Here is a 23,159-nt window from a genome sequence, read left to right as displayed (position 1 = left end):
GTGTCCCTTGAAATCATTGCGCGGCCGCCTTAGTGGGCTTCTGGAGACCTTCACACCGGTTATCAGTCATCATCTTTTTTGTCCTAGTGTCTATTCCTATGAGTGATGTTCTGGAACTGGACTCCGTCAGCGTTGTCCGAGGTAAGAAGACCCTGCTGGACAAGGTCGACTGGCAGGTCAACGAGGGCGAACGGTGGGTCATCCTGGGCCCCAACGGCGCAGGCAAAACCACCCTCCTCCAGATTGCGGCAGCCCGGCTCCACCCCAGCAGCGGCACCGCAGGCATCCTTGACGAGATCCTTGGCCGGGTGGACGTTTTTGAGCTCCGCCCACGCATTGGCCTGTCCTCGGCAGCCCTTGCCACCCAGATCCCCGAGCATGAAAACGTCCTCAACGTGGTGGTCACCGCCGCGTACGGGGTGACCGGCCGCTGGCGGGAAGGGTACGAACGCGACGACGAACGGCGCGCCTTCCGGCTCCTGAACGACTGGGGCATGGGCCCGCTGCTCAACCGGACCTTCGCCACCCTGTCCGAAGGGGAGCGGAAGCGCGTCCAGATCGCCCGCGCCCTGATGACCGATCCCGAGCTGCTGCTGCTGGATGAGCCGGGCGCCGGCCTGGACCTCGGCGGCCGCGAGGAACTGGTGCACAAGCTGGGCGAGCTTGCCCGCGACGAGGCAGCTCCGGCCATGGTCCTGGTCACCCACCACCTTGAAGAAGTTCCCCCTGGATTCACCCATGCCATGCTGCTGCGCGACGGCGGTGTGGTGGCAGCCGGCCCCATCACCGAGGTCCTCACCGAAGAGCACCTGAGCACCACCTTCGGCCTTCCCCTGGACGTGTCCGAAAACGCGGGCCGTTACACCGCAACAGCGCGCCGCTAAACCACGCCTGCCGCACCGTTGTGGAATTCTTCAGCAGCATCATTGTGTTCATCGCCGGCCTGTGGGCCGGCACCATCAACGCAGTAGTTGGCTCCGGCACCCTGGTCACCTTTCCGGTGCTCATAGCCCTGGGCGTGGCACCCGTAACCGCCTCGATGAGCAACGCCATGGGGCTGGTCTTCGGGACGGGCGCAGGAGCTTTCGGCTACCGCCGGGAGCTCGCAGGACGTGGCCGCCAAGTGCTCCGCCTCCTGCCGGCGTCGGTCCTCGGCGGAATCACGGGGGCCTGGCTGCTGCTGCACCTGCCCGAACAGGTCTTCCACTACGTCGCCCCCGTCCTCCTTGTCCTCGCATTGTTGATGGTTATCTTCCAGCCGCGGCTCCAGGACTGGGTGCGCAACCGCGAGACCAATCCCGAACACGCAGTCCGGGACAAGCGCCACGGGTTCCTCCTGGTGCTCCTGGTCTACCTGGCCGGCGTCTACGGCGGCTACTTCGTTGCCGCGCAGGGAATCCTGCTGGTCGGCATTCTGGGCGTGTTCCTTACCGGAACTATCCAGAATGCCAACGCCATGAAGAACATCCTGGTGCTGGGCGTGAACATGGTGGCCGCCATCTCGTACCTCCTGTTCGCCTTCGACCGGATAAACTGGCTGGTAGTGCTGCTCATCGCAGTCAGTTCCACCATTGGCGGACTCATGGGGTCCAAAGTAGGGCGAAAGCTCTCCCCGCGGGTCCTGCGCGCCGTGATCTTCAGCCTGGGCATCGTGGCCCTCGGCGTCATGATCGCCAACCTGCTGAAATAATCACCCGGTGACCTTCCACTACCTCGAATCCGCCGATGACCCGCGCGTCAGTGACTACACCACACTGACCGATGTCCACCTGCGCAAGCTTCGCGAGCCCGCTGAGGGGATGTATATCGCCGAATCGTCGCGGGTCCTCCGCCGGGCCTTGGCGGCGGGCCACACGCCGCGGTCGTTCTTCCTGGCCGAGAAATGGATGGCCGGCCTTGACGACGTCTTCCAGGCCTACCCCGATGTTCCAGCCTTTATTGGTTCGGCGGCCTTGCTGGAGCAAATCACAGGCTTCCACCTTCACCGCGGGGCAATGGCGGCGATGCAACGCCCTGCCCCGGCGCCGCTGCCGGAGCTCCTGGCCGCTGCGCGCCGCGTTGCAGCCCTCGAGGACATCGTGGACCACGCCAATCTCAGTGATCGCAAAACACAAGAGCCTGATCGAGCTCGTATGCCGGGTCGATCAAGGATCGCGGTCCTGGAGAACCTCACCGACCATACAAACGTAGGGGCGATCTTCCGCAGCGCCGCAGCCATTGGCGTCGACGCTGTCCTGGTTTCTCCACAGTGCGCCGACCCGCTCTACCGACGCTCCATCCGGGTGTCGATGGGGACAGTGTTCCAAGTGCCATGGACCAGAATCGAGTCGTGGCCTGGGGACCTTGAGGTACTCAAGGAAGCAGGCTACTTCGTGGCCGGCATGTCGCTCGGCGAAGGCGCCATCACACTCGATGAGCTGGTCGCCCAGGACCACCCGAACCTGGCGCTGGTCTTCGGCACGGAGGGAGAGGGGCTGAGGCCTGAGACCGACCAGGTGCTCGACGCGCGCGTGACAATTCCGATGATGAACGGCGTCGACTCCCTCAACGTGGCTGCCTCGTCGGCAGTCGCCTTCTACGCGACCAGGTGATGGCTGGGCCTGACGCACCCGCCCGGCCACGGTGTCAGGACCAATTGAAGAGCTGGCGATGCGCCGGTGGGATGTACCGCATCAATGCCAGCGGCGACTCCCCAGGAACGTCACAGCGGCGGTGATGGCGGTGCCGAGGACGATCGGGACGCTGAAATGGATCTGGAGCAGGAGTACTCCGCTGGCGGCCCCGGCGAACATGGCAAGGACAGCGCCCAGCCGTCGGTTGAGTAACCGGGGCCGTTGCTTGCCCACAAGTGACTCTCCGGCGAGGGAAGTCATTGTGGAAGTAATGACCACTGTGGTCATGTCTCGTACGCCCAAATGCCGCGCAATCAGGGCCTGGGAGCCCATGTGCATGGCGATCACTGCGGCAATAATGACATGAATGGACTGCCGGCCGACGTCGTCCACGATGAGGGAGACGGCGGCGGTTCCCGTCAACGCGATACAACCCGCTGTGAGAAGGAGCGTCACCCTGCGGTTCCAGCCTTTCGGGCCTGACTGGAGCGTAGATCCGGCAACCGCCGCGCCGAGGAGAAAGGCGCCCAGTGCTACCAGCGGGCCCAAAGTTGGCAGGTTCGCCGCCCCGGCCAACGACATCGCAAGAATCACCACGTTGCCGGTCATGTTTCCGGTGAAGACGTGATCAAGTCCAAGGTAGCCGACCGCGTCAACCACACCTGTAACGAGCGTGAGGGCCATCATGAGCATCAGTCGGAATTTCTCCGGAGACGACGCATTTTCGTGTGGGGCAGAGGCGGTTTTGGTACCTGAGCCGGCTACAGCTGATGCCATGGTTTAAGGGATCCTTCATCGTGAGGGTTGGCCTCTGCGACCACCCCTCGGACATGCTTGTCGCCCAGCTGGGCAAGGGGGTCATCGTCAATCAGGCGTCAAGCTTGGAGTGCTCGCCCAGACGGTGCCATGAACGGTTGTGGTAGACCAGAGCGTCGCCGGGTTCGCCCGCTTGGACGTCACGCATCACGCGGGACTCCAGGGCGTGAACGGCGATGATCGTGGAGGTCCCCACCTCCATGCGATCGATGACGGCGCAGCGCACCCAGGCGCGGACGTCCTCATACACCGCTTCGCCGGTTGCAAGGGTCGACCAGCGGTGCGTCTGGTCAAAGCGGTCGGCGCCGGGGGTCGCTCCAAACTTCGCCAGGTCGACGTCGTGTGCGTCCAGCAGGTGCACGACGACGGTTTCGGCGCGGGAAAGTACGTCGGACGCAGAGGACAGTGCCGAGACCGAGAAGATCATCAAGGGAGGTTCGGCACTCACTGACACGACCGAAGATACCGTCAGTGCCACCGGTCCTTCGCCGGCATCGGCCGTGATGACGGCGACACCTCCCGGATGGCCACGGAACAGTGACTTGAATTCGTTGGCCGAGAGGGAGGACGGGAAGCTTTGCTTGGGAGCCTCGAGCCATGTGTCCGTGGGGTAAGCATGGAACATCGTTATGACACCTTGGGGGCGGAGCAGGCGAGTTCCTCGCGAATGATGTTCGTTCCTGCGCTGAGGGCACTCAGCTTGGCCAGTGCGACGTCCCGGGGGAACGGTGCCATGCCGCAGTTGGAGCTGGGGATGAGCTTGTCCGCATCGACGAACTGCAGAGCCTTGCGGAGGGTGTTGGCGACCTCCTCCGGGGTCTCGATGGTCTCGCTTGCGACGTCGATTGCCCCGAGCATGACTTTCTTGCCGCGGAGGAGCTCGATGAGGTCCATGGGCACGTGGGAGTTCTGCGATTCCAGCGAGATGATGTCGATGCTGGAGCTTTGCAGCAGCGGGAACGTTTCCTCGTACTGCCGCCACTGTGAGCCGAGCGTCGCCTTCCAGTCGTTGTTCGCCTTGATCCCGTAGCCGTAGCAGATGTGCACGGCGGTCTCAGCGCGCAGTCCTTCTGCGGCTCTCTCAAGCGCAGCCACGCCCCAGTCCTTGACCTCGTCGAGGAAGACATTGAATGCGGGCTCGTCGAACTGGATGATGTCCACGCCGGCCGCCTCGAGTTCTTTCGCCTCCTGGTTCAGGATCGTGGCGAACTCCCAGGCCAGCTTCTCGCGGCTCTTGTAGTGGTCATCGTAGAGCGTATCCACCATCGTCATTGGACCGGGAAGAGTCCATTTGATCGGCCGGTCAGTGGTTGCGCGGAGGAACTTTGCGTCGTCGACGAATACCGGCCGCTCGCGGCGCACCGGTCCGACGACGGTCGGTACGCTCGCGTCGTAGCGGTCGCGGATGCGCACGGTCTTGCGTCGTTCAAAGTCGACCCCGCTGAGATTCTCGATGAAGGTCGTGACGAAGTGCTGGCGGGTTTGCTCGCCGTCGCTGACGATGTCGATGCCGCGCAGGCTCTGCTCGTGGATGGCGATGCGCAGCGCATCCTGTTTGCCCTCGAGCAGCGCATCTCCCTCCAGCTTCCACGGGGACCAAAGAGTCTCCGGCTGTGCGAGCCACGATGGTTTCGGCAGGCTGCCGACGACGGTGGTGGGCAAAAGTGTGTTCATGATTGACGATTCTCCGTGGGTCAGTTGACGAGGGCGGGGTAGTTGGCGGTCCACTGGTCCAACAGATCCTTGTGGGGCTTGATGAAGTGCTCCTCCGTGTACTTCGCCTGCGTGATCGCGAGCTGACCGCGCTCGACGCGGTCGTAAGCGATCTGGGTCCGCGAGTAATCCTGCTCGCCCAGGCTCGGCTGGTAGACGTGGGCGGCGGCGGAGTTCGCGTTGTAGACCTCCGGGCGGTAGATCTTCTGGAACGTCTCCATGGTGCTGATGGTGCCGATGAGCTGCAGGTTGGAGTAGTCGTTGAGCAGGTCGCCGCGGAAATAGAAGGCGAGCGGCGCAACGCTGCCGCGTGGCATGAAGTAGCGCACCCGCAGCCCCATCTTTGCGAAGTACGCGTCCGTCAGCGAGAACTCGTCCTGCTGGTACTCGACGCCCAGGACCGGGTGGCGGTTCTCCGTTCGCCGGTACGCCTTGCTCGTGGAGACGCTGATGCACACCACTGGCGGCTGCGGGAAGCGTTCACGGCAGACCGGGGAATCGAGGAAGTGCTGGAACAGCTTGCCGTGAAGATCGCCGAAGTCCTCAGGCACCGTGGGCTTGCCTGAGTCCCCGGCTGCCGCTGGCAGTACGACGCTGAAGTCGAAGTCCCGGACGTAGGAGGAGAAGTTGTTGCCGACGATCCCTTGGTGGCGGACCCCGTTGAGCAGGTCGACGATCTGGATATCGAGAACCTCGAACAGCGGGAACTGCTGATCCGTGCCTTCCGCTGTGAACTGAATCTGCACGGAAACGATCTCAAGCTCGAGCGCGTAGCGGTCCCGGTCCGGGTTGTCCCAGTCTGCAAGATCGTTGAAACGGCGCCGAATCATGGTCAAGGCGTTGCGGAGGTTCTCCTGACGGTGCTCGCCCCGTGCCAGGTTGGCGAAGTTCGTCGTGATCCGGGAGCCTTCCGACGGGGAGTAGTCCTCGTCGAAGCGGGTGGTGGTAATGCTGAAGGTGAAGTCGTCGGCCATGCGCTGCCAATCTTGGAGATGGGCCGGAGACGGCCTTTCAAAGGGGACGTGTCCATGGTGCAGCTTTTCAGGGGGTATCAAGTAACTAGGCGTTACTATGCATTCATATAGAATTTTCCTATGGCCCAGATTTCGAGCGGACTAACCCTGCAGCAGCTCCGCTATTTCATAGAAGTTGCAGCTGAGGGGTCGATCTCCGCCGCGGCCGATCTTCTCTACGTCGCGCAGCCGACCATGTCCGCAGCGATGAAAGACCTGGAGGCACGGGTGGGCCGTGCACTCCTGGTTCGCTCCGCCCGCGGGGTCACCCTCACAGCCGACGGGGCAGAGTTCCTCGGCTACGCGAGGCAGGTGGTCGAGCAGTTCGCCCTCCTCGAGCAACGCTACCTTGGCAGGCCACCGACGCGACGTCTGCTCGGGGTCTCCACGCAGCACTACTCGTTCGCGGTGGACGCCTTCGTCCGGATGGTTAAGGCCACAGGGGTGGCCGAATACGAGTTCTCGCTCCGCGAATCCCGCACCTGGGACATCATCGAGGATGTCCGGACACTCCGCAGCGAGATAGGCATCCTCTACCGGAACGATTTCAACCGGAAGGTCATCGACAAACTGCTCCGCGAATCCGGGCTTGCGTTCTCTCCGCTGTTCCTCGCCGATCCGCATATCTTCATTTCACGGAAACACCCTCTCGCCTCAAAAGAGCGAGCGACTCTGGAAGATCTCGCCGGCCTGCCGCGGCTGACCTTCGATCAAGGTGCGAACAACTCCTTTTACTTCGCCGAGGAGATTCTCTCCACCTTGTCCAGTAAGCAGGAGATCCGGGTCTCTGACCGTGCGACGATCTTCAACCTCATGATCGGGCTCCACGGATACACGATTTCGACAGGAATCATCAGTGGGCAGCTCGACCCGGAGATCGTCGCCATCCCGCTCGACGTTGACGAACGCATCGAAATCGGCTGGATTGGCCACGCCGCGATTCCGCTCACCGACCAGGCGCAGCGGTACCTCAGGGAATTGCGGGCCGTCGTCGCTGAATTCGGCGTAGCGCTACTCGGTTGACGGAAGTTGCGCGCACGCGGGTGACCTGCGTCTTCGCGGGGCCGCTGGTTCGTCAGCCCCGTCCGCTTGGTCTATGATGGATAGCTGGTTGTCCTGCTTTTTCAGCTACGGCTGATCCGACAGATCCCAGCCATCCCATTCATACCTGGCAACTGGCAAAATCCAGTTGCGCGAACAAAGGTCCAATTATGAAGTCTGATACCCACCCCAAGTACGAAGCTGTTGTCTTCAACGACCTGGCCTCCGGCACCAAGTTCCTGACCCGCTCCACCGTGTCTTCCTCCAAGACCATCGAGTGGGAAGACGGCAACACCTACCCGGTCATCGACGTCGAAATCTCTTCCGAGTCCCACCCGTTCTACACGGGCAAGCAGCGCATCATGGACTCTGCAGGCCGCGTCGAGCGCTTCAACGCTCGTTTCAAGGGCTTCGGCGGCAAGAAGTAATTCCTTCGCCCAAGCTTGTTGCAGAAGGCCCGCACCGTTTCCGGTGCGGGCCTTCCGTGTTAACCGGACACCTGCTTTCTGCGGCAGGATGGGAACCATGAACCAGCCTTTTCCTGCCACCAACGCCGCCCGCAACCAGCGCCTCCACGGCGAGTACAAAGTTCCCGGCGGCAAACTGGTGGTGGTGGACCTCGACGTCGTGGACGGCGCCCTGGCGGAGGTTTCCCTCAGCGGGGACTTCTTCCTCGAACCCGACGAAGCACTGGAAGACATCAACCGGGCACTGACCGGATTGCCGGAGACGACGACGGCCGCGGACCTCGCCGCTGCAGTCACCGCAGCGCTGCCCGCCGGGGCCGTCCTGTTCGGCTTTTCCGCGGACGCCGTAGCCGTGACAGTCCGCCGCGCGCTTGCCAAGGCCACGTCGTGGACGGACCACCAATGGAACGTCATCGCGCCCACGGTGCTCCCGACGGAGATCAACGTTGCCCTGGACGAGGTTCTCACCGAGGCCGTCGGCGCGGGGGAGCGGACGCCCACCCTGCGGTTCTGGGACTGGCAGGAACCCTCCGTGGTGATCGGCAGCTTCCAGTCCGTGCAGAACGAAGTGGACCCGGACGGCGTGGCAAAGCATGGCATCAACGTGGTCCGGCGGATCAGCGGTGGCGGCGCGATGTTCATGGAGGCCGGTAACTGCATCACGTACTCGCTCTACCTGCCGCAGACCTTGGTGGACGGGCTGAGCTTCGCCGACTCCTACCCGTTCCTGGACGCCTGGGTCATGGCGGCGCTGGAGAAGCTCGGCATCAACGCCTTCTACGTCCCCCTCAATGACATCGCGACGGACCAAGGCAAGATCGGCGGGGCCGCGCAGAAGCGCCTGGCCAACGGCGGGATGCTGCACCACGTGACCATGAGCTACGACATCGACGCCGACAAGATGGTCGAGGTCCTGCGGATCGGCAAGGAAAAACTCTCGGACAAGGGCACACGGAGCGCCAAGAAACGCGTCGATCCACTCCGCCGGCAGACCGGACTCGCCCGGATGGCGATCATCGAAGCGATGATCGAGGTGTTTAGTGAGCGCTACGGGGCCGCCCCGTCACAGCTTGCCGGCCACGAGCTCGCCGCAGCCGAGGACCGCGTTGCCGCGAAATTCGGCACCGAGGAATGGCTCTACCGGGTCCCGTAGCCCCATCGAGTGCTGCGTAATTGTCCTTTTGGCGCCCCAAAACGACGTTTACCCAGCAATCGATGAGTGGGCCCACGCCGGCAAGGTACCCTAGCCGAGCGCAGCGAGGTTAGGGTACCGGTGGGGGAACCGCGGCGGCCTGCGCCGTGAGTGCGCGCAGCAGGTGGCTTCGCTGTTCGATGATGATCCGGCGCAAGGCGCGCGGTGCATCCGGGTTGGCCGCCAGCCAGTCATCCGTCCGCCGGATCACTGGATGCTCGTCGGGCACCGAGCCCTCTGCGAGGTCTTGGGCCACAGGGTAGAGGCCCCGGACAATCCGGGTAGCGATTTCGATGCTCCGCCCATCCCAGACGGTCCGCAGGCAATCGAAGTACGGATCGATGTACGGGGCCAGCAACTCTGCCGGTGCCGTGGTGAACCCGTTGATGGTGGCTGTCAGCAGCTGGTTGGAAAGCTCGTTGCCGTGCACGGCGGCGTTCCATGCCGCGGACTTCACGCCAGGGTCGGGGCGGGATGCCAGGGCCGTGGCATGCCCGGCACGGCCGGAGGCTGTGGTGTCCCGGGCAAGTTCGGCATCGAGTTCGGCCGCGGTGGCCTGTCCATGGGCGGCCAGCGCGTGCCACAGTTGCCACCGCAGGTCAGCGTCAACCGCCAGGCCCGCCACGGGAGCAGAGCCGTCCAGCAGGCCGCGGAGCCGGGGCAGCATGGCGGCATCGTGACGGCTGAGGCCCGCCAGGGTCCGTGCCCAGGCCAGTTGCTGGTCCGAGCCCGGCACGGCCCGGTCCAGTTCGGCTGCCGCGGTGGTGAGGAAGGACGCCCGGACCGAAGCCCTGTCTGCCGGCGGGATGTAGTGTTCGACGGCGGTGGCCGCGTTGTCGAGGACGTTCAGCAGGACGCCGATCCCGGTTTCAGCCGGCGCGAAGGCGGCTACGGCGTCAACGTAGAGGGCGGCAGGGGTCTGCGCGTCGCGGGCCGAGTTCCACAGGGCCGTCCAGCAGAGGGCGCGGGCCATGGGGTCGACGATTCTGTCCAGGGAGGTGCGGACGGTTGCCAGGGAACCCCGGTCCAGCCGTACCTTGGCATACGTCAGATCGTCATCGTTGACCAGGATGAGGGCCGGCCGTGGCTGTCCGTCCAGCCCGGGCACTTCTGTCCTGGCGCCGGCCACGTCGGTTTCGATGCTGCCGGTGCGGACCAAGGCCCCGTCGCCGTCGAAGTCGTAGGAGCCGATGCGAAGGCGGTGCGGCCGCAGCTCTTCGCGTCCGGTGACCGGGTCCACTGCCTCCTGGACGATGGACACACCAGCCAGCTGGCCGCCGTCGGGCCCTCCGGTGCCCGCGTGCAGGGACAAAGTGGAGATCCCGGACGTCTTCAGCCACTGGTGGGCCCAGCCGGACAAGTCCCGGCCGGAAGCCGCCTGGAGGGCCTCAAGGAGGTCCGCCAGCGTGGTGTTTCCGTAGGCGTGGTTGCGGAAGTACTCCCGCGATCCGGCAATGAAGGCGTCAAAGCCGACGTAGGCCACCAGTTGCTTCAGGACCGAGGCGCCCTTGGCGTACGTGATGCCGTCGAAGTTCTGCTTGGCCGCTTCGAGGTCGGGTATGTCCGCCACGATCGGGTGCGTGGTGGGGAGCTGGTCCTGGACATACGCCCACGCCTTGCGTTTGTTGGCGAAGTTGACCCAGGCGGTGTCCCAGTCAGTGGCCTGGTCAACGCCCAGGGTGCCCATATAGTCGGCGAACGATTCCTTCAGCCAGAGATCATCCCACCACTGCATGGTCACCAGGTCGCCGAACCACATGTGCGCCATCTCGTGCATCAGGGTGTTGGCCCGGCCCTGGTACTGCGCATCCGTGGCGCGGGACGTGAAGACATAACTTTCCGTGAAGGTGACCAGGCCCGGATTTTCCATGGCGCCCAGGTTGTACTCGGGCACGAAGGCCTGGTCGTACTTTCCCCACGGATAGGGGAAGTCGAAGAGGCGGTTGAAGAAATCCAGCCCGGCCTTGGTCAGCCCGAACAGCGCCTCCGTGTCGAAGGAATCCCCCATCGATGCCCGGCAGTAAAGGCCCAGGGGAACGTCCAGCCGGGTCCCGTCGTCGAGCGTTGCCTCCCAGCGGTCCTCTGCCTTGAAGTAGGGGCCGGCCAGGATCGTCGTGATGTAGGTGGACATGGGCAGCGTGGTGGCAAAGTCCCACCTGGCGGTGGCCGGATCGCTGGCCAGCAGGGTGCGGTTCACCTCGGCGCCGTTGGAGGCCACCTGCCAGTGGGCCGGTGCCATCACATGGAAGGTGTAGGTGGCCTTGAGGTCCGGCTGCTCGAAGTTCGCGAAGACCCGGCGGGCGTCGGCCGGCTCGTACTGGGTGTACAGGTAGCACTGGCCGTCGGCCGGGTCCACGAACCGGTGCATGCCTTCCCCTGAGCGGCTGTACAACGCCGTGCCGGTAACGGTCACCTGGTTCTCTGCCTGCAGGTTGTCCAGCCGGATCCGGGCACCATCCACCACCTCCACCACCGGCAGCCCCTTGCCGTTGAGGAACACGCTGTGGACATCGCTGCCAATGAAATCCAGGAACGTGCTGGTGCCTGGCTCGGAGGCCGTGAAATTGATAACGCTGCGACTCGCATACCCTGCGACCGCGGGATCCGCCGCTTGCCGCACGTCCAGCGAGATGTCGTAACTGGTGGTGTTGATCAGGACTGAACGTTCAGCGGCTTCGCGGCGCTGCAGATTCTCATGTGACACCCGGCTATCTAATCACGGTGCCCTTAGGTTGGCTCAGCCCGCTATCACGAAGGCGGCGGCGAGGCCCAGCACCGCAATCAGGAGCCAGGAGGCGAGGGCCGCGAGGAGTGCCTGGCCGCCGGTGTGGAGCAGGGTGCGGATCCGCACCGCGGAGCCCAGTCCGAACAAAGCCGCGCCCAGGAGGATGTCCTGCAGGGTGGCTCCGGTTTCGAGCCAGCCGGCGGACAGCCAGCCCGTTGACCGCAGGGCCACCATGGCTACGAATCCGAGGACAAACAGCGGCACCAGCGGCGGCCTTTTGGACGTGGCACCGTCCGGTTCCGTCTGGGGGCGGGCCCCGCGGCGGTGGTGCGCGCCCGCCAGCGCGGCGACGGGGGCCAGCAGCAGGACCCGGGTGAGCTTGACGACGACGGCGATCGCCAGTGCCGCCGTGCCGGCGGTTTGCGCCGTGGCCACCACCTGGCCGACGTCGTGCACCGAGGCGCCCGTCCATGCGCCGAAGACGGCTGCCGAAAGCCCCAGCGGATGGGAAAGCAGGGGGAGGACCCCGATGGCCAGGGTTCCGCAGAGCGTCACCAGGGCAACCGGCAGGACGGTATCTGCGTGCCGGATGCGGCGGACGGCGGCCATGGCGCCGATTGCCGAGGCGCCGCAGATGGAGAATCCGGTGGCCACCAGGAGCGATGTCACCGGGGGCAGGCGGAACAGTCGGGAGATCGCGTAGGTTCCGCCGAAGCTTGCAGCCACGACGCCCACTATCAGGACCAACGCCAGCCACCCCAGGCCCAGGACGTCCATGACGCTGACTTTCAGGCCCAGGAGCACGATCCCGCCGCGCATCAGGTGCTTGCCGGCGAAGTCCAGCCCAGGCCGGGCGCGTCCCGCCGTCCAGGCTCCTGTTCCGGGCAGGTTGGCGGCGAGGACACCCAGGACCACAGCCACGGTCATGGCCGGCAGCGCAGGAACAAGTCCGTGCACCAGGAATGCCGCCGCAACGGCGGCCGCCGCGGTCAGGAAGCCTGCGATGAGCCGGACGAGCGGGCGTCGGGAACCGCCGTGGCCCGGCGCTGGGAGGCTTCTGCTGTCTGGCACTCACCTACTGTGCCCGAAGAGGCCCGTAAAGTACGAACCGGGCCATCGGTGCCAACACGCCAGAATGGATGGCAGTAATGAATTCGAAACAAAAAGATGGTTGGCTATTGGACATGTCAGACCTATTCCAGGATTACTCCGAGGCCGCAGGCCGCACCGGGGCATACGACGAGATGTTCGCCCCCGGCCAGCAGGCCAGGGACTCGTACGGGCAGGTGGCGGACGCCCTCCGGAAGCTCTCGCTGGCGGACGTGAGTGCGCGCGCGGACTCGATGGCCCGCACCTTCCTGGACCGCGGCGTCACGTTCGACTACGCGGGCGAGGAACGGCCGTTCCCGCTGGACATCGTGCCCCGCGTCATCCCCGCAGCGGAGTGGAGCGTCCTGGAACGCGGCGTCGCCCAGCGCGTACGCGCCCTTGAGGCGTTCCTGAACGACGTCTACGACAAGATGACCGTCGTCTCCGACGGCGTCATCCCGCGCCAGCTGGTGACCACCAGTGCACACTTCCACCGCCAGGTGCACGGCTTTGAACCGGCCGGCGGGGTCCGTGTCCATATCTCTGGCATCGACGTGGTCCGCGACGCCGCCGGCACTTTCCGCGTCCTGGAAGACAACGTCCGTGTCCCGTCCGGCGTGAGCTACGTGCTGGAGAACCGGCGTGCGATGGCCAAGGGCCTGCCCGAAGCCTTCGGCCAGCAGCTCATCCGGCCGGTGGAAGAGTACCCCCGCCGGCTGCTCTCGGCCCTGCGCAAGACCGCGCCTGCGGGCGTTGACGATCCCACCGTCGTCGTCCTCACCCCGGGCGTCTTCAACAGCGCCTACTTCGAGCACACCCTCCTGGCCGGCCTGATGGGCGTGGAACTGGTCGAAGGCCGCGACCTCATCTGCCGCGGCAACCGCGTCTACATGCGCACCACCGCCGGTGAGCAGCGCGTGGACGTGATCTACAAGCGGATCGACGACGACTTCCTGGACCCGCTGCAGTTCCGGTCCGACTCCATGCTGGGCTGCCCGGGACTGGTCAACGCCGCCCGGGCGGGCGGCGTCACCATCGCCAACGCCGTGGGCAATGGCGTAGCGGATGACAAACTGGTTTACAGTTACGTCCCTGACCTGATCCGCTACTACCTCAGCGAGGAGCCCATCATCGCCAACGTGGACACCTACCGGCTTGAGGAGAAGGAAGCCCGGGAGTACACCTTGGACAACCTCGCGGAACTGGTGGTCAAACCCGTGGACGGCTCCGGCGGCAAGGGCCTGGTGATCGGCCCGGACGCCTCCAAGGATGAACTTGACGCCCTCCGCCAGCGGATCATCGCCGATCCGCGCGGCTGGATCGCGCAGCCGGTCTTGCAGCTTTCCACCGTTCCCACCCTTGGCGGGGACAAGTTCGGCCCGCGGCACGTGGACCTGAGGCCTTTTGCCGTGAACGACGGCGAGAACGTCTGGGTGCTTCCCGGCGGCCTGACCCGCGTGGCGCTGAAGGAAGGATCCCTAATCGTCAATTCAAGCCAGGGCGGCGGATCCAAGGACACTTGGGTCTTGGCCGATTCACCCCAGATGCCGGTGGAAACTGTTCCCCGCCAGTCGGTCACCGTCCGGGAACGGGTCTCCGTCTGGCCGGTGGAAAGCAACTGGCGGGACCGCCAGTCGGAGCAGCAGCAGTGAGCCGCACCGCCGTCGGGCATTTTTCTTTCAACGTTCCGGACGCGCAGGAGGTAGCCGCGAATGCTTAGCCGTATTGCCGAGTCCTTGTTTTGGATTGGCCGCTATGTGGAGCGGGCGGACGGCACCGCCCGCATCCTCGACGTGCACCTGGAGCGCCTGAACCACCTTCCCATGGAGGAACGCCGGAGCGTTGCCCAGGAACTCCTGGCCGTGATGGGAGCCCGGCCGCAGAGTGAGGACTTTGGGCTGCCTGAGCTGCTGCACGCCCTGGCCTACGACAAGACGAGTGCCACGTCCATCGCCGGGTCCCTGGGCGCTGCGAGGGAGAACGCCCGCCGCGCCCGGGAGACCGTCTCGTCCGGTTTGTGGGAGAGCCTGAACACCACGTACTACGGGCTGAGCCAACACCGCAAGGATGTGGTGGGCACCTACCGCTTCTGCAACTGGACCCTGGAACGCACGGCCATGGTCAGCGGCCTGGCCGACACCACGGTGAGCCACGACGAAAGCTGGCTCTTCCTGGTGCTGGGCCGCTCCCTGGAACGCGCCGACATGACGGCCCGGATGTTGTCCACCCGCGACGTGCTCTCCGCGGGTATGTCGTGGGTCAACATGCTCCGCTGCGCCGGTGCCTACGAATCCTTCCTGCGCACCCGGCGGGCGGCGTTCGGGGACCAGCACGCGGCCGAATTCCTGCTCCTGGACCGGCTGTTCCCGCGGTCGATCGTCTACGCGTTGCGCGATGCCGACGAGTGCCTGGCCAAGCTGGATCCGTCAGCGCAGCGGGTGGGGTTCATCAACGACGCCCGCCGCATTGTCGGCCAGGCCCGGACCTTCCTCGAGTTCCACCGGACGGACGATCTCATGTCCGAGCTCCCGGAGCACATGGAGCGGGTGCAGAAGGCCGTGTCCCAGGCCTCGGATGCCATTTCCCGTAAGTACTTCAATCAGGCCGATGAACTTGCCTGGGTGGGAGAAGTGTCATGACCCGGTTGAGTATCGTCCACAGGACGGCCTACAAATACAACAAGCGCGTGACGCTGTCCTACAACGAAGCCCGGATGACGCCGCTGACGGACTCCCAGCAGGTGGTGCTGGAGTCCGTGGTCAAAGTGTCGCCGTCGCAGGCAGCCGTCAGCACCTACCGTGACTACTGGGGGACCAGGGTGACGGCCTTTGACATGCAGATGCCGCACGATCACCTCGAGGTGGTTTCGAACATCACGGTCGAAGTGCACCGGGCGGAAAAGATCCCCACGGAGGCGGATATCGTGGGCTGGGACGTGCTGGCGTCGCCGGATACGCTGAACACCTTCAGCGACTGGCTGCCGCAGTCCCGGCTGAGCGGCCCCGGCGAGGAAGTGCTGGGGATCGTTCCCGGCGTGGTGGCCGGCAAAAACCCGCATGAGGCTGCCATGGCGGTGTTTGCCTGGATGCGGGGCGAGATGACGTACATGTCCGGCTCCACCGCCGTCACCACCAACGCGGAGGAGGCCTGGGGCCAGCGCCAGGGCGTCTGCCAGGACCTGGCCCACCTTGCCATCGGTGCACTGCGGAGTTGCGGGATTCCCGCCCGGTATGTCTCCGGCTACCTGCACCCTCGGTCCAGCGCCGGGATCGGAGAGACCGTGGCCGGGCAGTCACACGCCTGGCTCGAATTTTGGGACGGCGACTGGCGCAGCTGGGATCCCACCAACCACAAACCTGCCGGGGACTTCCACGTCACGGTGGCGCGGGGCCGGGACTACCGCGACGTGCCGCCGCTGAAGGGCATCCTGTCCGGCGGCGGCGGGTCTGCCCTCAACGTGAGCGTCGAGATCACCCAGCTCGCCTGACCACGGCACCCCCGGCCGCAGCGGCCTGGGGTGCCGGCGCGGTCCTATTCCGGCGCTGTCCTGGCGGAACTGCTGATCTGCGTCCACCAGGTCATCGGATCGGTGACTTTGAACCGCCGGCCGGTGATGGAGTCCGGGGTGATGCGCACGAACGCATCCTTGCGTCCTGACTGCCAGGGGAAGAGGTAAAGGCGGGAGGTGTCGAGGACCTCTTCGGTGCTTTTGACCAGGGCGGCGGTCCCCTTGATCACCACGCTCCATGCCAGGCCCGTGTTTGGGTCCACTCCGTCTGCCTCCACGGCGACGGCGGCATCCTCACCGGTTGCTGCGGAGAGCTTGGTGCCCTGGCCCGTGCGGAACACCAGTGTGCCGCCGTCCACTGTGTAGTTGACCGGAAAGATGTCCGGCCGCCCGTCCGCGAGCACGGCGAGCCTGCCCACGGAGACGGTCCGCAGCAAAGCCCAGCAATCGTGGTGTTCCAGGTTCTCCACTTGGGTTGATGACTCGTTGCTCATGCCGTGAGCATACGCCCTTCACCAGGGGCTGGGCTTGTAATCCTTGAGGAAGACACCGTACTGGTCCTCACCGTTTTCGCCCATGACGATCGGATCGTAGACGCGGGCGGCTCCGTCCACCAGGTCCAGGGGAGCGTGGAAGCCTTCTTCCATGAGCCGGACCTTGGTGAAGTGGGGACGCTCGTCGGTGATCCACCCGGTGTCCACGGCGGTCATCAGGATGCCGTCGGTGTCCAGCATTTCCTGGGCGCTGGTGCGGGTCATCATGTTCAGCGCTGCCTTGGCCATGTTGGTGTGCGGGTGTCCCGGCCCTTTGTACGCCCGGGAGAACTGGCCTTCCATGGCGGAGACATTGACGATGTACTTGCGGTGCGCCGTGGACCGCTTCATGGCCCCGCGAAGGCGGCTCACCAGCAGGAACGGGGCCGTCACGTTGCAGAGCTGGACTTCGAGCATTTCCAGCGGGTCCACCTCGTCCACCACCTGGGTCCAACTGTTGATCGTGGCCAGGTCCGGAACCAGGCCGCCGGCGTCGATGGCTGTCCCGGACGCGATCCGTTCCAGTGACGCCGAGCCGGTGGAGAGGGCCAGCGACGTAATCGCATCGCCGGCCAAGACGGGGTGCTCGGTGACGCTGCCGGCGAGGGCCAGAGGGTGCTTGTCATGGGCGTGGCCGAAGGTCAGCAGCTCCGGACCACCGTTGGCGTATTCCAAGGCCGGGGGCAGCGGCTCGTCCTCTGCATCCACCAGCGGCTTATAGGCGTTTCCTGACCGCCGGACGGTCTGGGCCGCGTTGTTGATGATGATGTCCAGCGGACCGGCCGCGTCCAGTGAGTCGGTCAACGCCATGACTTGGGCCGGATCGCGGAGGTCGATGCCCACGATCCGCAGCCGGTGCAGCCAGTCGGCGCTGTCTTCCATGGCGGCGAAGCGGCGTGCGGCGTCCTTGGGGAAACGGGTGGTGATGGTGGTGTGGGCGCCGTCGCGGAGCAGCCGGAGGGCGATGTACATTCCGATCTTGGCGCGTCCGCCGGTGAGCAGGGCACGGCGGCCGGTGAGGTCGGTTCGTGCGTCGCGCTTGCTGTGGCTGAAGGCCGCGCACTCGGGGCAGAGCTGGTGGTAGAAGGCGTCCACCTGGGTGTAGTGCTGCTTGCAGATGTAGCACGGGCGGGAGCGAATGAGGTGGCCTGCGATGTTTCCGGTGGCCGACGGAGCCAGTTTGTTGCCGCGGGTTTCGTCGTCGATCCGGTCCGGGGCAGCGGTGGCGGTCTGGGCGATGACTGCCTTGTCAGCCTCGGCAATGGAGTCGCGCTTGGTGACCCGGCGGTGCCGCTTGACGGCCTTGAACATCTTCCCGGTGGCGCGGCGGACCGAAACGTAGTCGGGGTGCTCCTCGTCGTACGCGTGGATCGTATTCAGGACCTTGAGGCAGGCCTGGATTTCCTCAGGGGTCAGATCGGGGGAGCTCATTAGAAGAATTTTACAGCGTACGGCGCGGGCTGGAGCACCGTCCTGGTGCTCCGGCCCGCGCCGTACGTTCTTCCAGTCGGGACCCGGTCAGGACACCCGGGCGTCGTCCGGCGATGCGTTCGCCGCGGCCACCGCGTGCGTCTCCGCAACCTTGTCCACAGTCTCGCGTACTTCGGGGTACTGGTCTGCCGCGGCTTTGACGGCCTTCGGCACCAGGCCGAGGTGTCGAGCCGCAAGCTGCCGTTCGTCGTCGCCGGGTTCCGGTACTTCCTGGCCCTTGGCCAGGACGGTGATGCCGGATTCGGTGACTTTGAAGCCGCGCGCCCGGTCCAGGTCCGGGTCCAGGCCGATTGCGGCGCCTGCCGGTACCTTGACGTTCTTGTCGAGGATGGCGCGGTTGATTACTGCGCCCGCTCCAACCTGCACCTTGTCCATCAGGACCGAGTCCGTGACCCTGGCGCTTGTGGCTACGTAGACGTCGTTGGAGAGGACCGAGCCTTCAACAATGCCGCCTGAGATGACCACGCCGCTGGCCACGATGGAGTCCAGGGCCGTTCCGACCGTGTTGTTGTCGCCCCTGACGAACTTCGCGGGCGGTGAGATGCTCTGCCGGGTGTAGATGGGCCACTCGGAGTTGTAGAGGTTGAACACCGGCATCGGGGAGATGAGGTCCATGTGGGCGTCATAGAAGGAATCGATGGTGCCTACGTCGCGCCAGTAGGTGCGGTCCCGTTCGGTGGAACCGGGAATGTCGTTGAGCGTGAAGTCGTAGACACCGGCTTCGCCGCGGTTGACGAAGTAGGGGATGATGTCGCCGCCCATGTCGTGCTTGGTGTCCAGCCGCTCGGCATCCACGTGCAGGGCTGCCACCAAAGCGTCGGCGTCGAACACGTAGTTGCCCATGGAGGCCAGGAACTGGGATGGATCCGCGGCCAGCCCCGGCGTGCTGGACGGCTTTTCGACGAACGCGGCGATTTTCCGGGAATCGTCCTGGTCCACTTCGATGACCCCGAATTGATCGGCCATGTGCAGCGGCTGCCGCACTGCCGCGACCGTGGCCTTGGCACCGCTGTTCACGTGCTGGGCCACCATCTGGGCGAAGTCCATGCGGTAGACGTGGTCCGCCCCGACCACGACGACGATGTCGGGGTTGGCGTCATGGATGAGGTTCAGGGACTGGTAAATAGCGTTGGCGCTGCCAAGGAACCAGCTTTTGCCCACGCGCTGCTGCGCGGGAACGGAAGCGATGTAGTTGCCCAACTGGGTGGACATACGCCAGGTCTCGGAGATGTGGCGGTCAAGGCTGTGCGACTTGTACTGGGTCAGGACGACGATCTGCAGGTAGCGGGAATTCACAAGGTTGGATAACGCGAAATCGATAAGGCGGTAGCTGCCGGCAAAGGGCACGGCGGGTTTGGCCCGGTCTGCCGTCAGTGGCATCAGCCTGTTTCCCTCGCCGCCTGCGAGGACAATGGCCAGGACTTTCTTATTTAACGGCATGGTGGTCGCTCCTGTACGCCTTCGTAACTCCCAAGACAGTCCGGTCCACCCGGACTCCTTCACACTAGAACAGTTATGCGTGAACGACTACCTTGGGTCTTGTGCGTATAGACATTGTGACTAAAGAGTTTCCGCCGGAGATCTATGGTGGCGCCGGGGTGCACGTCGCCGAATTGAGCAGGGTGCTTAGTAAGCATGTTGACCTGCAGGTTCGTGCTTTCGGGGCGCCCCGCGACGCCGACTACCATGGCGCGACGGTGACGTCCTACCAGGTGCCGGAGGACCTGGGCGAGGCCAACGCCGCGGTCCAGACCCTGGGTGTGGACCTCCGCATCGTGCCGGATGTCCAAGGCGCCGACGTGGTCCATTCGCATACCTGGTACGCCAACATGGCGGGGCATTTGGCGTCGCTGCTCCACGGAATCCCGCACGTTCTCAGTGCGCATAGCCTTGAACCGCTGCGTCCGTGGAAAGCCGAGCAGCTCGGCGGCGGCTACGCCCTCTCATCTTGGGTGGAGAAGACGGCGTACGAAGCTGCGGCCGCGATCATTGCGGTTTCGGAGGGCATGCGCCAGGACATCCTGCGCAGCTACCCCAACGTGGACCCCGGTAAGGTCCGGGTGGTCCACAACGGCATCGATGTTGAGCTGTGGCAGCGTGACGAGAACGACGACGCCGTCCGCGCCCTGGGCATCGATCCAGCCAAACCGAGTGTTGTCTTTGTGGGAAGAAACACGCGGCAAAAGGGCGTCCCCTACCTCCTGAGGGCCGCCGCGAAGCTCCCCGCCGACGTTCAGCTCGTCCTGTGCCTCGGCGCGGCTGACACCCCCGAGCTGGCAGCGGAAACAGCCGCCCTGATCGAGGACCTGCAAAAGCAGCGCACAGGCGTGGTCCTTATCGAGCGGATGCTGCCGCGGCATGAGCTGATCCAGGTGCTCAGCCACGCCACCGCCTTCGCGTGCCCGTCCATCTACGAACCCCTCGGCATCGTGAACCTTGAGGCGATGGCTTGCGGAGCAGCCGTGGTGGCCAGCGCCACCGGCGGTATCCCCGAGGTGGTGGAGCACGGCAGGACCGGGCTCCTGGTGGACCTGGAGCAGGTGACGGACGGAACCGGAACGCCGCTGGATCCGGAGAAATTCGTCAAGGAGTTCGCAGCAGCCCTTACTGAGGTGGTGTCCGATCCTGAGCGCGCCCGGGCCATGGGACAGGCCGGCCGGGAACGTGCCGAGAAGCATTTCTCCTGGGAATCCATAACCGAGACCACCCTTGAGGTCTACCGCTCCGTTCTGCCCGCCACCAGCTGAGCGTCCCCGCAGCAGAAACGACGACGGCGCCGCTCCCCGTGGAAGGGAAGCGGCGCCGTCGTCGTCATATCCGCCTCAACGTGGCGGCGCCTGCGGCTCAGCCCTTGCGGCCGGCCGCGGTCTTCGCGATCAGGACTTTCTCGTCCACCGGAGCATGGCCGCTGGCACGCTCGTTCCGGAAATGCGTACGGGCCTCGTCCTGGCGTGCCTTCTCGGCCCCCGTGGCGATGGCGGCCCGGACATGGTCCTCGCCGTATCCGAATGCGTCCACCAGGTCCACGGCGTGGGGCCGGATCTTCTCCAGCAGCCTGTTGATGTACGCGCCCACAGTCCGGGCGCGCTGCATGGAGAGGCGGCCGTTCATGAGGTACCAGGACAGGTTCTTCTCGATCAGGGACAGGCCAAAGAGGTCGCGCAGCCAGGTAAGGACAGTCCGGGTGCCCGGGTCTGCCACTTGCTGGAGTGCTTCGGTGAAGGCCTCCCACTGCAGCAGCTCGGCGTGTGCCTGGGCGGCGTCGATGAGCTCGTTCTGGTGCCTGTTGAAGAGGGCTGCGCCCTTGTCCTGCGGGAGCCGCTTGCTGCCCTTGAGTGCGGCGCCGGCCTCGGCCACCATGGTCTGTACCCTGTCGGTCAGGAGTGCGCGCTGGCTTTCCTCGTCCCGGAGGGCGATCGCAGCCTTCTGCACCGACCCGGTGTCCGCGACGAACTGTGCCACCTGGCGCAGCCCGGTGCGGTGGACCGCTGCGCCGGCCGCCTGGTTCACCACGTAGCGGGCCAGCACCCCGAAGTCCACGTTCCGGAACTCCTTGGCGTAGTCAGCGAGCAGGCGCTTGGCCACGAGCTGCAGCAGCACGGTGTTGTCGCCTTCAAACGTGGCATAGACGTCGAGGTCGGCCCGGAGCGAGGCGAACCGGTTCTCGATCAGGAACCCGGCGCCACCGCATGCCTCCCGGCACTCCTGCAGGGTGTCCAGGGCGTGCCAGGTACTGAGCGGCTTCAGTGCCGCCGCCAGGGTTTCGAGATCCTGGCGGTCCGCGTCGGTGTCGTGCGCGCCGGAGAAGACGTCGTCGAACTTTTGCAGCAGCTGTTCGTGGGCAAAACCGGCGGCATAGGTGGTGGCGAGCCGGGTGAAGAGCCTTCGCTGGTGCCGCTGGTAGTCGAGCAGGACTTCCTCGTCGGTGTGGGAGGAAGCGTTGAACTGGCGGCGTTCGGTGGCGTACTGGATGGCCGCCTTCAGCGCCACCTTGGATGCGGCAACGGCGGCGCCATCCAGCGACACACGGCCTTGGACCAGCGTTCCCAGCATGGTGAAGAAGCGGCGGCCGGGACTGGCGATGGGGGAGGTGTACGTGCCGTCGGGGTCCACGTTGCCGTACCGGTTCAGGAGGTTGGTGCGCGGGACGCGGACGTTGGTGAAGTGCAGGCGGCCGTTGTCGATTCCGTTCAGGCCGCCCTTGATGCCGTCATCCTCGCCGCCGATGCCGGGCAGGAAATCCTTGGTGTCCGGGTCGCGCAGGTCGACGTAGAGTGCGTGGACGCCGTGGTTGACTCCCCGGGTGACCAGTTGCGCGAACACCACTGCTCCCAGCCCGTCCGTGGCAGCGTTGCCGATGTAGTCCTTCCATGCCGCCCGGAACGGGGTGTGGATGACGAATTCCTCGGTATCGGGATCATAGGTGGCGGTGGTGGCGATGCTCGCAACATCCGAGCCGTGGCCCGTCTCCGTCATGGCGAAACAGCCGGGGATTTCCAGGTTCATGATGCCCGGCAGCCACTTGGCGTGGTGTTCAGCCGTGCCCAGGTGCATGACTGCCGACCCGAAGAGCCCCCATTGGACCCCCGCCTTGATCTGCAGCGAAGGATCCGCCACCACCAGTTCCTCGAAGCCGGCGATGTTCCCGCCGTGGTCGTCAGAGCCGCCCAGTTCGGCCGGGAACGCCCGGTGGACGGCGTTGTTGTCCACCAGGTACTTCAACTGGCCGAATACCCGCTCGCGGTGGTCGGTATGAGTCAGGCCTTCGACTTTGTGCAGTTCCGGACGTGCAGCCAGGTCCCTGGCCTGGAGCCGTACGTCGGCCCACTTTCCCAGGAGTTGACGGCCCAGGCCCGCGACGTCGACGGCGGGTGCCGGGGCGTCGGCTACGGGGTTGGCTGCCGGGGTTGCCGGGGAGCGGAGCCCTTTTCGGGCAGTTCGGTCCACTACGTCAGTCAT

General features: G+C 65.1%; 20 protein-coding genes. 10 read left to right on the top strand and 10 right to left on the bottom strand.

Annotated elements, in window-relative coordinates; all coding sequences use genetic code 11:
• Window positions 1–98: 98 nt before the first annotated feature.
• The 3 genes from QRN53_RS05850 to QRN53_RS05840 are packed head-to-tail and all read left to right on the top strand — an operon-like array spanning window position 99 to window position 2,591.
• Window positions 99–884 (top strand): ABC transporter ATP-binding protein, encoded by a 786-nt coding sequence (locus tag QRN53_RS05850; RefSeq protein WP_285243068.1) that lies wholly within the window; start codon window positions 99–101, stop codon window positions 882–884.
• 20 nt (window positions 885–904) lie between these two features.
• Window positions 905–1,690 (top strand): sulfite exporter TauE/SafE family protein, encoded by a 786-nt coding sequence (locus tag QRN53_RS05845; RefSeq protein ID WP_285243067.1) that lies wholly within the window; start codon window positions 905–907, stop codon window positions 1,688–1,690.
• Window positions 1,691–1,697: 7 nt separating this feature from the next.
• Window positions 1,698–2,591 (top strand): TrmH family RNA methyltransferase, encoded by an 894-nt coding sequence (locus tag QRN53_RS05840; RefSeq protein ID WP_285243066.1) that lies wholly within the window; start codon window positions 1,698–1,700, stop codon window positions 2,589–2,591.
• Window positions 2,592–2,672: 81 nt separating this feature from the next.
• Here the strand turns inward: QRN53_RS05840 and QRN53_RS05835 are convergent, their stop codons facing one another.
• From QRN53_RS05835 to QRN53_RS05820, 4 genes are all read right to left on the bottom strand, one after another.
• Complete coding sequence (locus QRN53_RS05835; protein ID WP_285243065.1) at window positions 2,673–3,389, bottom strand: YoaK family protein; 717 nt, start codon at window positions 3,387–3,389, stop codon at window positions 2,673–2,675.
• A gap of 91 nt (window positions 3,390–3,480) precedes the next feature.
• A complete protein-coding gene (locus QRN53_RS05830) occupies window positions 3,481–4,053 on the bottom strand; it encodes a flavin reductase family protein (protein WP_285243064.1) in 573 nt (190 codons plus the stop codon).
• Window positions 4,054–4,055: 2 nt separating this feature from the next.
• Entirely contained in the window at window positions 4,056–5,102 is a 1,047-nt protein-coding gene (locus tag QRN53_RS05825; protein WP_285243063.1) for a methionine synthase, read from the bottom strand.
• A gap of 20 nt (window positions 5,103–5,122) precedes the next feature.
• Window positions 5,123–6,115, bottom strand: coding sequence for a DUF1852 domain-containing protein (locus tag QRN53_RS05820; RefSeq protein ID WP_285243062.1), 993 nt, complete (start codon window positions 6,113–6,115; stop codon window positions 5,123–5,125).
• A gap of 120 nt (window positions 6,116–6,235) precedes the next feature.
• Between QRN53_RS05820 and QRN53_RS05815 the strand changes: the two genes are divergently transcribed.
• The 3 genes from QRN53_RS05815 (at window position 6,236) to lplAB (ending at window position 8,815) form a co-directional block, all read left to right on the top strand.
• A complete protein-coding gene (locus QRN53_RS05815; RefSeq protein ID WP_285243061.1) occupies window positions 6,236–7,177 on the top strand; it encodes a LysR family transcriptional regulator in 942 nt (313 codons plus the stop codon).
• Window positions 7,178–7,365: 188 nt separating this feature from the next.
• Window positions 7,366–7,623, top strand: coding sequence for a type B 50S ribosomal protein L31 (locus QRN53_RS05810; protein WP_018761303.1), 258 nt, complete (start codon window positions 7,366–7,368; stop codon window positions 7,621–7,623).
• Window positions 7,624–7,720: 97 nt separating this feature from the next.
• Complete coding sequence (gene lplAB, locus QRN53_RS05805; protein WP_285243060.1) at window positions 7,721–8,815, top strand: lipoate-protein ligase LplAB; 1,095 nt, start codon at window positions 7,721–7,723, stop codon at window positions 8,813–8,815.
• A gap of 109 nt (window positions 8,816–8,924) precedes the next feature.
• Here the strand turns inward: lplAB and pepN are convergent, their stop codons facing one another.
• Window positions 8,925–11,558, bottom strand: a complete 2,634-nt coding sequence (gene pepN / locus QRN53_RS05800) for an aminopeptidase N (protein ID WP_285243059.1) — start codon at window positions 11,556–11,558, stop codon at window positions 8,925–8,927.
• 33 nt (window positions 11,559–11,591) lie between these two features.
• On the bottom strand, window positions 11,592–12,650 hold the full coding sequence (locus QRN53_RS05795) for a YeiH family protein (RefSeq protein WP_502934820.1): 1,059 nt from the start codon (window positions 12,648–12,650) through the stop codon (window positions 11,592–11,594).
• Window positions 12,651–12,763: 113 nt separating this feature from the next.
• On the opposite strand from QRN53_RS05795, the gene QRN53_RS05790 reads away from it, so the two are divergent.
• From QRN53_RS05790 to QRN53_RS05780, 3 genes are read left to right on the top strand one after another with little or no spacing between them, the layout of a single operon-like run.
• A complete protein-coding gene (locus QRN53_RS05790) occupies window positions 12,764–14,320 on the top strand; it encodes a circularly permuted type 2 ATP-grasp protein (RefSeq protein ID WP_285243058.1) in 1,557 nt (518 codons plus the stop codon).
• Window positions 14,321–14,380: 60 nt separating this feature from the next.
• Window positions 14,381–15,307: an alpha-E domain-containing protein gene (locus QRN53_RS05785; RefSeq protein ID WP_018761308.1), complete on the top strand. Its 927-nt coding sequence runs from the start codon at window positions 14,381–14,383 to the stop codon at window positions 15,305–15,307.
• A complete protein-coding gene (locus QRN53_RS05780) occupies window positions 15,304–16,155 on the top strand; it encodes a transglutaminase family protein (protein ID WP_285243057.1) in 852 nt (283 codons plus the stop codon). The genes QRN53_RS05785 and QRN53_RS05780 overlap by 4 nt, the downstream gene beginning before the upstream one ends.
• A 44-nt stretch (window positions 16,156–16,199) precedes the next feature.
• Here QRN53_RS05780 and QRN53_RS05775 read toward each other — a convergent pair whose 3' ends face one another.
• The 3 genes from QRN53_RS05775 to glgC form a co-directional block, all read right to left on the bottom strand.
• The gene (locus tag QRN53_RS05775; RefSeq protein WP_285243056.1) at window positions 16,200–16,670 is read right to left on the bottom strand and encodes a pyridoxamine 5'-phosphate oxidase family protein; all 471 of its coding nucleotides are present in this window, start codon (window positions 16,668–16,670) and stop codon (window positions 16,200–16,202) included.
• An 18-nt stretch (window positions 16,671–16,688) separates the two neighbouring features.
• Window positions 16,689–18,140 (bottom strand): SDR family NAD(P)-dependent oxidoreductase, encoded by a 1,452-nt coding sequence (locus QRN53_RS05770; RefSeq protein ID WP_285243055.1) that lies wholly within the window; start codon window positions 18,138–18,140, stop codon window positions 16,689–16,691.
• An 87-nt stretch (window positions 18,141–18,227) separates the two neighbouring features.
• Window positions 18,228–19,640 carry a glucose-1-phosphate adenylyltransferase gene (glgC, locus tag QRN53_RS05765; protein ID WP_285243054.1) on the bottom strand — a complete coding sequence of 471 codons (1,413 nt, stop codon included), beginning with the start codon at window positions 19,638–19,640 and terminating at the stop codon, window positions 18,228–18,230.
• 101 nt (window positions 19,641–19,741) lie between these two features.
• Here glgC and glgA point away from each other — a divergent pair, with 101 nt between their 5' ends.
• On the top strand, window positions 19,742–20,947 hold the full coding sequence (glgA, locus tag QRN53_RS05760; protein ID WP_285243053.1) for a glycogen synthase: 1,206 nt from the start codon (window positions 19,742–19,744) through the stop codon (window positions 20,945–20,947).
• Window positions 20,948–21,044: 97 nt separating this feature from the next.
• On the opposite strand, the gene QRN53_RS05755 is transcribed toward glgA, so the two are convergent.
• The gene (locus QRN53_RS05755; protein WP_285243052.1) at window positions 21,045–23,159 is read right to left on the bottom strand and encodes an acyl-CoA dehydrogenase family protein; all 2,115 of its coding nucleotides are present in this window, start codon (window positions 23,157–23,159) and stop codon (window positions 21,045–21,047) included.

It is taken from the genome of Pseudarthrobacter sp. fls2-241-R2A-127, from assembly GCF_030209355.1.
GTDB lineage: Bacteria > Actinomycetota > Actinomycetes > Actinomycetales > Micrococcaceae > Arthrobacter.
This window is presented reverse-complemented; position numbering and strand designations above follow the sequence as displayed.